14 protein-coding genes and 1 pseudogene are annotated in these 12911 nt (G+C 64.3%); 3 read left to right on the forward strand and 12 right to left on the reverse strand.

What is annotated here, in order from left to right:
* Nucleotides 1–98 precede the first annotated feature (98 nt).
* The 5 genes from EN738_RS05480 to EN738_RS05500 form a co-directional block, all read right to left on the reverse strand.
* On the reverse strand, nucleotides 99–569 hold the full coding sequence (locus tag EN738_RS05480) for a MaoC family dehydratase (protein ID WP_127282819.1): 471 nt from the start codon (nucleotides 567–569) through the stop codon (nucleotides 99–101).
* The gene (locus tag EN738_RS05485) at nucleotides 566–1027 is read right to left on the reverse strand and encodes a MaoC family dehydratase (RefSeq protein ID WP_127282820.1); all 462 of its coding nucleotides are present in this window, start codon (nucleotides 1025–1027) and stop codon (nucleotides 566–568) included. The genes EN738_RS05480 and EN738_RS05485 overlap by 4 nt, the downstream gene beginning before the upstream one ends.
* Nucleotides 1028–1142: 115 nt before the next feature.
* Nucleotides 1143–2246, reverse strand: coding sequence for a redox-regulated ATPase YchF (gene ychF / locus EN738_RS05490; protein ID WP_127282821.1), 1104 nt, complete (start codon nucleotides 2244–2246; stop codon nucleotides 1143–1145).
* Between the two features lie 95 nt (nucleotides 2247–2341).
* Nucleotides 2342–3067: an aminoacyl-tRNA hydrolase gene (gene pth / locus EN738_RS05495; protein ID WP_127282822.1), complete on the reverse strand. Its 726-nt coding sequence runs from the start codon at nucleotides 3065–3067 to the stop codon at nucleotides 2342–2344.
* A 21-nt stretch (nucleotides 3068–3088) separates the two neighbouring features.
* Nucleotides 3089–3730 (reverse strand): 50S ribosomal protein L25/general stress protein Ctc, encoded by a 642-nt coding sequence (locus EN738_RS05500; protein WP_127282823.1) that lies wholly within the window; start codon nucleotides 3728–3730, stop codon nucleotides 3089–3091.
* A 352-nt stretch (nucleotides 3731–4082) separates the two neighbouring features.
* Here EN738_RS05500 and EN738_RS05505 point away from each other — a divergent pair, with 352 nt between their 5' ends.
* A complete protein-coding gene (locus EN738_RS05505; protein WP_127282824.1) occupies nucleotides 4083–4754 on the forward strand; it encodes a glutathione S-transferase family protein in 672 nt (223 codons plus the stop codon).
* Here the strand turns inward: EN738_RS05505 and EN738_RS05510 are convergent.
* Nucleotides 4718–5176: a MarR family transcriptional regulator gene (locus tag EN738_RS05510; RefSeq protein ID WP_126059384.1), complete on the reverse strand. Its 459-nt coding sequence runs from the start codon at nucleotides 5174–5176 to the stop codon at nucleotides 4718–4720. The two genes, EN738_RS05505 and EN738_RS05510, sit on opposite strands and share 37 nt — an antisense overlap.
* 153 nt (nucleotides 5177–5329) lie before the next feature.
* Between EN738_RS05510 and EN738_RS05515 the strand changes: the two genes are divergently transcribed.
* Nucleotides 5330–6172, forward strand: a complete 843-nt coding sequence (locus EN738_RS05515; RefSeq protein ID WP_127282825.1) for an alpha/beta hydrolase — start codon at nucleotides 5330–5332, stop codon at nucleotides 6170–6172.
* Between the two features lie 68 nt (nucleotides 6173–6240).
* On the opposite strand, the pseudogene EN738_RS05520 reads toward EN738_RS05515, so the two are convergent.
* Together EN738_RS05520 and EN738_RS05525 are read right to left on the reverse strand one after the other, a co-directional pair.
* Nucleotides 6241–6989: pseudogene (locus EN738_RS05520) on the reverse strand (SDR family oxidoreductase).
* A gap of 212 nt (nucleotides 6990–7201) precedes the next feature.
* Nucleotides 7202–8446 carry an MFS transporter gene (locus EN738_RS05525; protein WP_127282826.1) on the reverse strand — a complete coding sequence of 415 codons (1245 nt, stop codon included), beginning with the start codon at nucleotides 8444–8446 and terminating at the stop codon, nucleotides 7202–7204.
* A 111-nt stretch (nucleotides 8447–8557) separates the two neighbouring features.
* Between EN738_RS05525 and EN738_RS05530 the strand changes: the two genes are divergently transcribed.
* Nucleotides 8558–9442, forward strand: coding sequence for a helix-turn-helix transcriptional regulator (locus tag EN738_RS05530; protein WP_127282827.1), 885 nt, complete (start codon nucleotides 8558–8560; stop codon nucleotides 9440–9442).
* Nucleotides 9443–9454: 12 nt separating this feature from the next.
* Here EN738_RS05530 and EN738_RS05535 read toward each other — a convergent pair whose 3' ends face one another.
* The 4 genes from EN738_RS05535 to pgeF form a co-directional block, all read right to left on the reverse strand.
* Complete coding sequence (locus tag EN738_RS05535; RefSeq protein WP_006202540.1) at nucleotides 9455–10390, reverse strand: ribose-phosphate pyrophosphokinase; 936 nt, start codon at nucleotides 10388–10390, stop codon at nucleotides 9455–9457.
* A gap of 154 nt (nucleotides 10391–10544) precedes the next feature.
* Complete coding sequence (locus EN738_RS05540; protein WP_127282828.1) at nucleotides 10545–11153, reverse strand: hypothetical protein; 609 nt, start codon at nucleotides 11151–11153, stop codon at nucleotides 10545–10547.
* A gap of 54 nt (nucleotides 11154–11207) precedes the next feature.
* Complete coding sequence (locus tag EN738_RS05545; RefSeq protein ID WP_127282829.1) at nucleotides 11208–12359, reverse strand: Xaa-Pro peptidase family protein; 1152 nt, start codon at nucleotides 12357–12359, stop codon at nucleotides 11208–11210.
* The coding region (gene pgeF / locus EN738_RS05550) for a peptidoglycan editing factor PgeF (RefSeq protein WP_127282830.1) at nucleotides 12359–12911 on the reverse strand (553 nt) is incomplete at its 5' end. The genes EN738_RS05545 and pgeF, both read right to left, overlap by 1 nt.

The raw sequence follows: 12911 nt of genomic DNA on the forward strand, positions 1-12911 counted from the left end.
GGGCAAGCGCGGCGGTCGAGTTTGAGACACCTGCGCCGGTGCCGCCCCTCATCCGCCCTTCGGGCACCTTCTCCCCGTAAACGGGGAGAAGGAAGAGGCTACTCCACCTTCACCAGCACCGCGCTGTCGAACTCGATGACCTTGTCGCCGGTCGAATCGAAGGCTTCGCAGCGCAGCGTCAGCAGGTTCCAGCCGGGGCGCGCGGCAAGTGGCCGGTGGGCGAGCGCGGTGCGCGTGAAGGTCACGGTCTCGCCGGCATAGACCGGCTTCAGCCATTTCAGGTTGCGGAAACCGGGCGAGGGGCCGAATTCGGGCTGCTGGCCGGGGCCCGTCCAGCGCACGCCCTCGGTCTCCATGCGCTTTTCGAGATTGTACTTCATCCAGGTGGCGGCGGTGTGCCAACCGGAGGCGCACAAGCCGCCGAGCACGCTCTTCTTCGCGGCCTCCTCATCGACATGGAAGACCTGCGGGTCGTATTTGCGGGCGAAGGCCTTGATCTCGTCGGGCTCGAATTTGTGCGAGCCCAGCGTGACGGTGTGGCCGATCAGGAAGAACTCGTCGAGCGTCACGCCGCGGCCTCCCGGGTCAGGAACATGCCGGTGTTCTCGAGCTCGAAGACGCTCTCGCCGCGCTGGTTGAAGAGTTCGCTGCGCATGGTGACGAGGCCGAGCTGAGGCCGCGATTTGGACTGGCGCTTGGCAAGGACGGTCACCGTCCCGCTGAGCGTATCGCCGGCGAGCACCGGCTTCTTCCATTTGACGTGTTCGATGCCGGGCGATCCCTGCGAAGTCGAGTCGAGCAAAAAGGCATCGCACAGCATGCGCATGAACATCGCACAGGTGTGCCAGCCCGAAGCCGACAGGCCGCCGAGGATGCTCGCCTTGCCGGCCGCCTCGTCGAGGTGCATCGGCTGGGCATCGAATTCGCTGGCGAATTCGATGATCTCGGCGGCGTATACGTGCTTCACACCGAGGTCGAGCGAGGCGCCCTCGACGAAATCCTCATAGGCCCAGGTCTTTGCGGTCATGGTCCGGATCCGGTTGACGAACGCGCGATCCCGTTAGGATCGGCACCCCGGATGCCGGCCAACAGGCGTTTGGTCAAGTCATTTCTGGTGAGCCAGCCGCGCGTATCCCGGACCGTCAGGTGTTGAACTTGAACAGCATCACGTCGCCGTCCTGGACGACATATTCCTTGCCTTCATCGCGGGCCTTGCCGGCCTCCTTGGCCGCAACTTCGCCGCCGAGGGTGACGAAGTCGTTGTAGGCGATGGTCTGGGCGCGGATGAAGCCACGCTCGAAATCGGTGTGGATGACGCCGGCGGCCTGCGGGGCCTTGTCGCCCTTGTGAATGGTCCAGGCGCGCGTCTCCTTCGGCCCGGCGGTGAAATAGGTGATGAGATGCAAAAGGTCGTAGCCGGCGCGGATCACCTTGTTGAGACCCGGTTCGTCGAGGCCAAGCGAGGCGAGGAACTCCATCTCCTCGTCGTCGGAAAGCTGGGCAACCTCGGCTTCGATCGCCGCCGAGATGACGACAGTGCCGGCGCCCTGCGCAGCGGCCATCTTTTCCACGGCCCTGGAGTGCTCGTTGCCGGTCGCGGCATCGGCTTCCGCGACGTTGCAGACGTAGAGAACCGGGTGTGAGGTGAGCAGGTTGAGCCCCTGCAGGATGCGCAGATCCTCCGCCGCTATGCCCTTCAACAGGATGCGGGTCGGCTTGCCGGCCTGCAGCAGTTCGAGCGCCGCCTCCATCATCGGCAGCACGCTCATCGCTTCCTTGTCCTTGCCGGCGGCGCGCTTGCGGAACTGGACGATGCGGCGCTCGAGGCTTTCGAGGTCGGCGAGCATCAGCTCGGTCTCGACCGTCTCGGCATCGGCGACGGGGTCGATGCGTCCCTCAACATGGGTGATGTCGTCGTCCTCGAAGCAGCGCAGCACATGGACGATGGCGTCGACCTCGCGGATGTTGGCGAGGAACTGGTTGCCCAGCCCTTCGCCCTTGGAGGCGCCGCGCACCAGGCCGGCGATGTCGACGAAGGAGATGCGCGTCGGGATGATCTCCTTCGACTTGGCGATCGAGGCGATCTTCTGCAGGCGGGAGTCCGGCACTGCGACCTCGCCGGTGTTGGGCTCGATGGTGCAGAACGGATAGTTGGCGGCCTGCGCCGCCGCCGTCCTGGTCAGCGCGTTGAAGAGCGTCGACTTGCCGACATTAGGCAAGCCGACGATGCCGCATTTGAAACCCATTTTGTCCGGTCCTATCGGGAAATCGAAATTTGATCAGGGCTATGGGCGAAAGGGGTGACGAACGTCAAGCCCTCGGCCGCCATCCCCGGCGACGTTCAGCCCTTGCCGCCGAACAGCTTCTTCAGCATGGCCGCCATCGGGCCGGTTTCGGGCAGCTTTGCCGGCGCCTGCTGCGGCCTGGCCTGGCGGATGTGGCTCTGCGCCTTCGCCGCCTTGGGCGGCGGGCGGTCGTCGTCGTCGGTTGGCGTCAGTTTTTCACGCAGGGCGAGCGTGATGCGGTTCATGAAGGAATTGTCGTCGCCCTTGGCCAGCAGGCCGGCGTCGTCGGCGATGGTGTCGAGCAGAACCTCGAGCCATTCGCGGTCCGCCTTGGCGAAGTCGCCAAGCACGTGGCCGTGCACCATTTCCTTGACGCCCGGATGGCCGACGCCGACACGCACGCGGCGATAGGCCTTGCCGATATGGTCGTCCAGCGAGCGAATGCCGTTGTGGCCGCCGGAGCCGCCACCGACCTTGACCCGAACCTTGCCGGCGGCAAGGTCGATCTCGTCATAGAAAACGGTGAGCGCGGCAGGCTCGAGCTTGTAGAAGCGCAGCGCCTCGCCGACCGCCTGGCCGGACAGGTTCATGAAGGTCTGCGGCTTGACCAGGAGGATCTTTTCGCCGGCGAGCGTGCCTTCGGCGATCAGGCCCTGGAATTTCTTCGACCAGGGCGAAAAAGAATGGCGGCGGGCGATCGCGTCCACCGCCATGAAACCGACATTGTGCCGGTTGTTGGCATATTTCGCGCCCGGATTGCCGAGGCCTGCGAACACAAGCATCGTCGTCTCCGGGCGGGAAAATTACTTCTCTTCGGCGGCCGGAGCCGCTTCGGGCGCTGCCGCCTCGACCGTCTCTTCGACCTCGGGCTTCATCGCCGACGAGCCGGCAATGGTGGCGATGGTGAAGTCGCGGTCGGCGATGACCGGCTTGACGCCGGCCGGGAGCGTAACCGCCGAGATGTGGATCGAGTCGCCGATATCCGTGCCAGCGAGATCGACGGTGATGAACTCCGGGATCGCGTTGGCCGGGCAGTGGAACTCGACCTCGTGACGCACGATGTTGAGCACGCCGCCGCGCTTGATGCCGGGCGACTTGTCCTCATTGATGAAGTGGACAGGCACGTCGACATTGACCTCGGTGTCCTTGCCGATGCGCAGGAAGTCGACATGGACCGGGAAATCCTTGACCGGGTCGAGCTGGAAGTCCTTGGGCAGAACCTGGATCTTGCTGCCGCCGACATCGATCGTGGCGACCGTGGTCAGGAACCCGCCGCCGTGGATCTTGTAGTAGACGTCCTTGTAGTTGAGGGCGATCGCCAGGGGAGGCTGCTTGTCGCCGTAAATCACTGCAGGCACTTTACCGTTACGGCGAACTGCACGGGCGGACCCCTTACCGACCTGTTCGCGCGCTTCGGCCTTGAGCTCGTAAGTATCGTGGCTCATGGCATTTCCTTTCGCGTGTTATGGAGCGTTTGCGGCAGGCAATATGCCCAGCCGAAACGTCGAAAGCCGCCAGGCCTGGATGTCCGAACGCCGGTGGCCGCCAGAAGCGGACCTTTGTTCGGGATCACAAGGGAAGGCAGCCTTCCGCCGCGTTGCCTCCAAGGGTGTCTACGCGGGTGGCGGCTCTATAGCGGAAGGCGGGCGCAGGCGCAAGCGGTTGGTCTGAAAGGCTTTCGCGACATTTCCAATGTCGAAAGCATACAGTCAAGATTCCCCGTCCGTCCGGATGTAGGATCGGGCAGGCTTCAATCGTCCTGCGGCAGTTGTCTCAACCAACCCGCGAGCATTCGATATGAAACTCCTGTTCAGCCGCAATCCCAATCCTCGCCTCGGAGTCGCGACGGCGCGCCATCTCAAAGCGGACGTTACGTTCGAATTCGCCTCACCCATGGCATCGGGGCAGGCCGAGCGCTATCGCGTGCTCAACCCAAATCTGACCTTGCCGATACTGGTCGGCTCCGGATGGAGCCTGTGGGAGGCCGACGCCATCGCCTGCCGGCTCTCCCGCGAGGTGGGCTCGAATTTTTGGCGCGGCGGGGACGATGAGCCGGACATGATCCGCTGGATAAGCTGGGGCAAGGAGAATTTCGCCAGAGGCTGCGACATGGTGCATTTCGAGCGCGGCACCAAGCAGCGCTGGGGGCTGGGTCCTATCGACCAGGCCCTGGTCGAGGAAGGGTTCAGGGTTTTCCACGCGGCTGCCGCCATCCTCGCCCCGGTGCTCGCGCAAAGGGAGTGGCTGGTCGGAAATTCCGTCTCGTACGCCGACTTTCGCATGGCGACGTTTCTGCCCTTCAACGATGCTGCCGGGCTGCCGCTCGACGACTATCCGTCGATACGCCGCTGGTATGACCAACTCGAGGCGATCGATGCATGGCGCGACCCTTTCGCGGGTCTCGAGGCGCCGCCATTGCCGCGCGTGAAGAGTTACATTTCCAACGGTCGGCCCGGAACAGCGGTCTGATCGGCAGCGAGCGCCTCGCGCAAGGCCCAGACCTTTTGGGTGAGCGAATCGATCTCGGCCAATGTCATCCCGGAGCGCTCGATGAGCGTTTCACCCAGACAGTTGCATTGAGTGAGCAGCGCCCGGCCGGCCACGGTGAGATCGACCTGCACCTGGCGCTCGTCGGCATGGCTGCGCTGGCGGCTCACAAGACCGGCCTGCTCCATGCGCTTGACCAGAGGCGTCACGGTGCTCGATTCCAGCGCCAGCCTGCGCGCGATCGCGCCGACCGACATGCCATCCGCCTCTCCCAGGGCGTTGAGCACGAGATATTGCGGGTAGGTGATGCCCATCTCGTCGAGCATGGGCTTGTAGGTGCGGTTGATCGCCATGCTCGTGGCGTAGAGGGCGAAACAGAGCTGATTGTCCAACGGGAGAGGCACGGCGAATTCCCTTTGCCGACTGAGCATTTCGCAATGTTTACCACGGAAAATGATATCGCGATACATATTTCTTGTGGACAGGGGTTTCGATCTGCGCTAACGATATCGTTGTCGCGATATTGATTATCGCGAAAATAATCAATGGAGATTGAGATGACCAAGCCCGGCAGCAGCACGATCACCACCAAGGACGGAACCGAGATTTTCTACAAGGACTGGGGAACCGGCCAGCCTGTCGTCTTCCATCACGGCTGGCCGTTGAGCAGCGACGACTGGGACGCCCAGATGCTGTTCTTCCTGTCGAAGGGCTATCGCGTCATCGCTCATGACCGGCGCGGCCATGGCCGTTCCACCCAGACGGATACCGGCAACGAGATGGACACCTACGCCGCCGATGTCGCCGAACTCGCTGCGCATCTCGACCTCAAGAACGCCATCCATGTCGGCCATTCCACCGGCGGCGGCGAAGTGGCGCGCTACGTTGCCAAGTACGGCGCTGGCGGTCGCGTCGCCAAGGCGGTGCTGATCGGCGCCGTGCCGCCGATCATGCTCAAGACCGCGGCCAATCCCGGCGGCCTGCCTATCGAGGTGTTCGACGGCTTCCGCTCCGCCCAGGCCGCCAACCGCGCCCAGTTCTTCCGCGATGTTCCGGCCGGCCCGTTCTACGGCTTCAACCGTCCCGGCGCCGAAGTCTCGCAAGGCGTCATCGACAATTGGTGGCGCCAGGGCATGATGGGCGGCACCAAGGCGCACTACGACTGCATCAAGGCATTCTCGGAAACCGACTTCACCGAGGACCTTAGGGCAATCGACGTGCCGGTGCTGGTGATGCATGGCGACGACGACCAGATCGTGCCGATCGCGGACTCCGCGCTGCTCGCCATCAAGCTGCTCAAGAAGGGCGAGCTCAAGGTCTACAAGGGTCTTCCGCATGGCATGGCCACGACCCATGCCGACATCATCAACGCCGACCTTCTGGCCTTCTTCAAGGCGTAAGGCCTTTCGGAACATAACAAAAGACACCCGCCATCTGGCGGGTGTTCTTGGGTCAGGCCGTGCCGATATCAGGCGATGCTCAAGCCACCGTCGATCAGAATTTCCGCACCGACGATGAACGGGCATTCGTCCGAAGCGAGAAAAACCACTGCGTTGGCAATTCCTCGGCGGTCCCGAAACGACCGGCAGGCACCAGGCCGACCACCGCCTTGGCGCGCGCCTTCGCCGCTTCGGCATCCAGCCCGAGCTTGTCGTTGAGCGGCGTGTCGATCGGACCCGGGCTGATCACATTGGCGCGGATGCCGCGCCCTATCAGTTCGCCGGAGAGCGTTCTGGCGAGCGAGATCATGCCGGCCTTGGCGAGCGAATAGACGTGTGTCCCGGCCATTCCCATATGCGCGTTGACCGAGCCGCTGAGGATGATCGAGGACGGGTTCGAAAGCAGCGGCACCAGGGCCTTGATCAGGAAATACGGGCCTTTGAGGTCGATATCGATGCTCCTGTCGAACGCCGCCTCGGTCCAGTCATCGAGCGGGCGTAGATCGGCGATGCCGGCGTTGAGGAAGACGGCGTCGAGCCTGCCGAAGGTTTCGCTGATCTGTCGCGCGATATCGTTTTGCGTCGTAACATCGCCGGCGTCGGCGGCGATGACAAACGCATCGCCGCCAAGAATCTTGCGGGCCTCCTCGAGACGGCCCGTGTTGGTGCCAGTGATGGCGACACGAGCGCCCTCCTCAATGAAGCGCCGCGCCGTCGCCAGACCGATGCCGCTGGTGCCGCCGGTAATCAGCGCGACCTTGTCTTTAAGTCTGGACACTACAGATTGCCTCATCTCGCTCGTAGCGCAGCGCACCGATCGGGCGCTGAGCCCGGCACCTTAGTTCAAGTTGAAGGCGTTCGCGCTACGTCTCGTGATGTCGCGCACACGTTTCAAACACTAACAGGCTTTCGCCTGGCGTGTGGGAGAGAATCCATGAGCGCGTGGCAACTGCCACGAGCTCACGTCGAGTCCCGAAGATCGGCGGTTCCTTAACGGGTCGCCGCTTCCGCCTTCCGCGCTTCCTTCATGTTCGGCAAGAACACCGTCAGCAGGCCGAGCAGCGGCAAATACGAGCAGACCTGGTAGACGAAGTCGATGCCCTTCATGTCGGCCAGGACGCCGAGCACGGCGGCGGCGATGCCGCCCATGCCGAAGGCGAAGCCGAAGAAGATGCCGGCAATCATGCCGACGCGACCAGGCACCAGTTCCTGCGCGAAGACGACGATGTTGGAGAAGGCTGACGACAGGATGAGCCCGATCAGCACCGTCAGCACCATCGTCCATTCGAGGTTGGCGTAGGGCAGCGCCAGCGTGAACGGCAGCACGCCGACGATCGAGAACCAGATCATCGCCTTCTGGCCATAGCGGTCGCCGAACGGGCCGCCGAGCAGGATGCCCAGCGCCGAGGCGCCGAGGAACAGGAACAGCATGACTTGGCTCATTTGCACCGAAACGCCGAACTTATGGATGGCGTAGAAGGTGTAGTAGCTGGAGATCGAGGCGATGTAGGCGTTCTTGGTCAGCACCAGCAGCGTCAGCACCGCCAGTGCCCACATGACCTTGCGGCGCGGGAAGGGCGAGACGAAGCTGGCCTGCTTGCGGCTGGCGAGCGAGGCGCGCAGCCGGCTGTACCAGCCGCCGACCTGCCACAGGACGATGATGCCGATCAGCGAGCCGACGGCGAACCAGGAGATGCTGGTCTGGCCGAAGGGCACGACGATGAAGGCAGCGAGCAGCGGCCCCATCGCCTGGCCGAAATTGCCGCCGACCTGGAACAGCGACTGGGCAAGACCGTAGCGGCCGCCCGACGCGAAGCGGGCGATGCGCGAGGATTCCGGATGGAAGATCGCCGAGCCGATGCCGATCAGCGAGGCGCCGATCAGCAGCAGCCAGTAGTGGCCGGCATGCGCAAGCACGATCAGCCCGATCAGCGAGGAGGCCATGCCCCAAGGCAGCGAATAGGGCATCGGACGCTTGTCGGTGATTGCGCCGATCAGCGGCTGCAGCAGCGACGCCGTCACCTGGAAGGTGAAGGTCAAAAGCCCGATCTGCCAGAAATCGAGGCCGTAGTTGTCTTTCAGAAGCGGATAGATGGCCGACAGCAGCGACTGCATGATGTCGTTGACGCAGTGGCAGAAGCTCACCGCAAGAATGACGGTGAAGGCCGTCGCTTGCGCCGAAGCGTGGCTGGCCGGCGCCGGAGTGGCGACGGCGGTGGCTGTGGTGTCGGTCAAGGCATGCTCCGTGGACTTCTAGGCAACGATCCGCAGGCAGCCTTATAGGATGGTTGCAAAGCGACTTCTTTCGTGGTTTGGTCCAATAGTTTCGCAAGTGGGCCATTGCCAATGCCGCATGGCAGGGAAGTCTTCAAGGGCGATGCCGCCGAACTCGGCCGGCTGCACCAGAGCCGCTGGCAGTGGCTGGAGGAGGCTGTCGGCCCAGCGGTGGCGCTGCCAACCGAATATCCCGACGGCTATCACGTGCCACTGCATCGCCACAGCCGCAGCCAGTTGCTGCATGCGCTGGTCGGCGTCGTGCTGGTGACGACGAAACACGGGCGCTGGATGGTGCCGCCCGACCACGCGATGTGGATCCCCGCCGGGATCGAGCATTCCGTCGAGATGCTGGGCGATGTCTCGATGCGTTCGGTCTATGTGATGCCGAACGCGATTGCCGGCCTGCCGGAGGGACTGCGCGTCGTCGGCATCACCGAGCTGATGCACAGCCTGATCGTGGAATCGGAAAAGCTGCCGCAGGGCGCGGAGCTCGAAGGGCGCGGCGGGCTGATCATGGGGCTTCTGCTGCATGAGATCCCGAACCTGCCGGAACGGCCGCTCGGCCTGCCGTTCCCGTCGGATCCGAAACTGGCGGCGCTTTGCCGGCGCTTCGTCGCCGAACCCTCGCCGCATGCGACGATCGACGAATGGGCCGACGCCGCCGGCATGAGCCGCCGTACCTTCACCCGCGCCTTCCATCGCCAGACCGGGCTGTCGCTGTCGACATGGCGCCAGCAGGCGTGCCTGTTCGCGGCGCTGCCCAGGCTTGCCGACGGCGAGCCGATCACCAGGGTAGCGCTCGACCTCGGCTATGACAGCGTGCCGGCCTTCATCACCATGTTCAAGCGCATGCTGGGCGCCTCGCCGCGCGGCTATATGCGCGGCGCGCGCGATGCCGGGGAGGGAGTGCGGCGGCTGAGCGGACCGACCAGACCGGAAAACGCAATGGTCTAGTCGAGCAGGGGTCTAGTCGAACAGGCTCGAGACCGATTCCTCGGTCGCGGTGCGCGAGATCGCCTCGCCCATCAGGTCGGCGATCGAGATGACGCGGATGTTGGGCGCGTCGAGCACGCCCTGGGTCGGCTGGATGGAATCGGTGATCACCAGTTCCTGCAGCTTCGAGCCGCTGATGCGGGCGACCGCGCCGCCCGAGAGCACGCCATGGGTGATGTAGGCGGTGACGCTGGTGGCGCCGTTGGCGAGCAACGCGTCGGCCGCGTTGCACAGCGTGCCGCCGGAATCGACGATGTCGTCGATCAGCAGGCAATCCTTGCCGGCGACGGCGCCGATGATGTTCATCACTTCCGATTCGCCCGGACGCTCGCGGCGCTTGTCGACGATGGCGAGCTGCGCATCGAAGCGCTTGGCCAGCGCCCGCGCCCGCACCACGCCGCCGATGTCGGGCGAGACGACGACGACGTTGGCGAGCTGCTTGTATTTCGCCTTCACGTCGCGGGCCATCACCGGCACCGAGAACAGATTGTCGGTCGGGATATCGAAGAAGCCCTGGATCTGGCCGGCATGGAGATCGAGCGTCAGCACGCGGTCGACGCCGGCGCGCGTGATCATGTTGGCGACCAGCTTGGCCGAGATCGGCGTGCGGCCGGAAGCGCGCCGATCCTGTCTGGCATAGCCGAAATAGGGGATGACCGCCGTGATGCGCTTCGCCGAGGAGCGCATGAAGGCGTCGATCATGATGAGCAGTTCCATCAGATGATCGTTGGTCGGAAAGGAGGTGGACTGCAGGATGAAGACATCCTCGCCGCGCACGTTCTCCTGGATCTCGACGAAGATCTCCTGATCGGCGAAGCGCCGGACGCTGGCCTTCCCCAGCGGGATGTTCAGATAGCGAGCGACCGCCTCGGCCAGCACCCTGTTGGAATTGCCCGCGAAAAGCTTCATGCACCGTTCCTGGTGAAGGATGGAGAGACCGGACAGACTCTCATGAGCCTTTGATGCGGGCTTTTAGCGGCCCGCGCCGGTATTGCAAGCCTCGTGATCGGGATTCCGTCGGCCAAGGTCAAAAACGTCGCAGGCGATGAAAGCCGGCAACAGCTCAGCCGGCCTGTCCGCCGAGCCAGGCGGCGAACTGGTCGATCGTCTGGTCGGCGATGCCTTGCATGGTCGCCGGCGCGACCGCCGTCCAGCCGTCGCCGCCCTTGACCGAAGGCGCCTTCTGCTGGCCGTTGATGCGGTGCAGCCGGTTGCCCGAGGGATCGTAAATGTCCCAGACGTAGATCACGGTGGTGTCGCTGCCTTCCGAGATCGCCGAGAAATATCCCTTCAGCACATGCGTGGCGGTCTGGTCGGTGCTGCCGGCAAGCGTGATGCCGCGCTGCCTGGCGCGCGTCTGCAGCTCGGCCGTCAGCGGTGCCGCGGATTCCACCGAGGCGCCGACTATCGGCGCCACCTGCAGCCTTGTCCTGGCGAGGGCGGCGGTGCTCTGGCCCGGTGAAGCGGGAGCCGGCGACGAAACAGCCGGGGCAGTCGTCGACGGCGCTGGAACGGTCGTGGTTGCCGTATTGCTCTGAGTGGCAGGCAGGGTCTGCGCCGAGGCCGCCGGCGGCGTGATGGCCGAGGGTTCCAGAACGTCCTTGGCATTGGTGCAGGCGGCCAACGCCAACGCGGCAAGCAATGACACGGTCGTCACCTGCGATCGTCTCATCTGCCTGAAAACTCCCTGGCGAAGAACGCCCCTCGCGAACCTGCCATTATGGATTCACTGTACGATCAAGTCGAGATCATGGCGGGACAGCGGCCTCGGCTGCGATTCGGTGGTCAGGTAGGTGCGGCCCAGGGTCATCGCAGTCTCGGTTTCGGAGTCCATGATGATCATGTGGGCGAACAGCGTCATGTTGGGCGCGATCGGCTCGGGATTGCCCTGATAGAACATCGGCATGTCCATCCAGGACGGGGTGAAGCGGGCCCCAACCGAATAGCCGCATGCGTTCAGCCGGTGCTTGGTCAGATTGTGGGCTTCGAGCGTGCGGGCGTGCGCGTCGAAGACGTCGCCGAAGGTGTTGCCCGGCGTCATCGCCTTCTCCACCGCCAGAAGCGCGGCGCGGGCGGCATCGAACAGCTCCTGATGGCGCTTCGAAACCTTGCCGGTCAGCACCGTGCGCATCATCGGCGCGTGATAGTGGTGGAAGACGCCGGCCCATTCGAGCGTCAGCTGGTCGTTCTTGGTCAGCTTGCGGCGACCGGCCTTGTAGCGGCAAAGCAGCGCGTCGGCGCCGGAGCCGATGATGAACTCATTGGCCGGGTAGTCGCCGCCGCCGGCAAAGACCGCGCCCTGCATGGCGGCGAGGATCAGCGCTTCGTCGCCGCCCTGCTTGATCAGCGGCAGGGCCGCGTCGAGCGCGTCGTCGGAGAGGCTGGCGGCCTTTTCGGCTTTGGCGATCTCGGCCGGGCTCTTGAACAGGCGCAGCCGGCCGACGATGCCGGAGGCATCGGCGATCTGGCCGAAGGTCTGCAACTGCTCGTCGAGGCGGCGGCCGTTATACGCCGTCAGGCCGTGGGTGTCGTATTCGACGCCGATGCGGGCGCCGAGCAGATCGAGTTCGTTGAGCAGGTTGCGCAGGTCGATCGCCGGATTGGCGCCGTCGCGGTCGGTCCACAGAACGATGTTGTCGATGATCGAGGTCTGGCGCGCCTGCCTGAGATCGGCGGAGCGGGTCAGCAGCACCATCGAGCCGTCGGCCTTCACCACAAGGCACTGGAAGAAGCAGAAGCCGAACGTGTCGTAGCCGGTCAGCCAGTACATGCTCTCCTGCGCGAACAGGAGCACGGCGTCGAGCTTCTTCTCCGTCATCTCGATGATCAGCCGGTCGCGCCGCGCGTCGAATTCCGATCGTTCGAAGTGCAACGCCATTATTCTTTCTCCAAAACAATTGCCGAAACCTGGCGCCCGTAATCCGCTTCCTTGCGATGGGTGGTGCGCCGGTAGGAATAGAAAAGGTCTTCTTCAGTGTAAGTGCAGCGGCCGAGCCCCTCGGCGGTGACGCCGGCCTTTCTCAGCCGGTCGACGGTATAGAGGTTGAGGTCGAACATGGCGTGGCCGGGCTTTGCCGAGGGCGCGAAATAGCTGACATTGCCAGCATCGGCGTCGACGAAACGAGCGACGAATTCCGGGCCGACCTCGTAATTCTCCGGCCCGATCGACGGTCCGAGAACCGCCACGATCCGCTCGCGGCGGGCGCCGAGGCTTTCCAGCGCCGCAACGGTGTTTTCAAGCACGCCGGCGAAGGCGCCTTTCCAGCCGGCATGCGCGGCGCCGACGACGCGCGCCTCGGCGTCGGCGAACAGTACCGGCCCGCAATCGGCCGTCGAGGCGCCGACGGCAATGCCCGGCCGGTCGGTGACGATGGCGTCGGCCTGGGGGCGCGGGCCGGCAAAGGGTTCCCTGGCGATGACGACATCGGGC

Origin of the sequence: Mesorhizobium sp. M4B.F.Ca.ET.017.02.2.1, from assembly GCF_003998955.1 — a bacterium.
Taxonomy (GTDB): Bacteria; Pseudomonadota; Alphaproteobacteria; order Rhizobiales; family Rhizobiaceae; genus Mesorhizobium; species Mesorhizobium abyssinicae.

Excerpts from the sequence above, each read along its gene's own strand:
- EN738_RS05505 (WP_127282824.1), top strand. The coding sequence starts at position 4,083 with ATGAAACTCCTGTTCAGCCGCAATCCCAATCCTCGCCTCGGAGTCGCG.
- EN738_RS05485 (WP_127282820.1), bottom strand. The coding sequence starts at position 1,027 with ATGACCGCAAAGACCTGGGCCTATGAGGATTTCGTCGAGGGCGCCTCG.
- ychF (WP_127282821.1), bottom strand. The coding sequence starts at position 2,246 with ATGGGTTTCAAATGCGGCATCGTCGGCTTGCCTAATGTCGGCAAGTCG.
- EN738_RS05535 (WP_006202540.1), bottom strand. The coding sequence starts at position 10,390 with ATGAAGCTTTTCGCGGGCAATTCCAACAGGGTGCTGGCCGAGGCGGTC.
- EN738_RS05545 (WP_127282829.1), bottom strand. The coding sequence starts at position 12,359 with ATGGCGTTGCACTTCGAACGATCGGAATTCGACGCGCGGCGCGACCGG.
- EN738_RS05500 (WP_127282823.1), bottom strand. The coding sequence starts at position 3,730 with ATGAGCCACGATACTTACGAGCTCAAGGCCGAAGCGCGCGAACAGGTC.
- pth (WP_127282822.1), bottom strand. The coding sequence starts at position 3,067 with ATGCTTGTGTTCGCAGGCCTCGGCAATCCGGGCGCGAAATATGCCAAC.
- EN738_RS05515 (WP_127282825.1), top strand. The coding sequence starts at position 5,330 with ATGACCAAGCCCGGCAGCAGCACGATCACCACCAAGGACGGAACCGAG.
- EN738_RS05530 (WP_127282827.1), top strand. The coding sequence starts at position 8,558 with ATGCCGCATGGCAGGGAAGTCTTCAAGGGCGATGCCGCCGAACTCGGC.
- EN738_RS05540 (WP_127282828.1), bottom strand. The coding sequence starts at position 11,153 with ATGAGACGATCGCAGGTGACGACCGTGTCATTGCTTGCCGCGTTGGCG.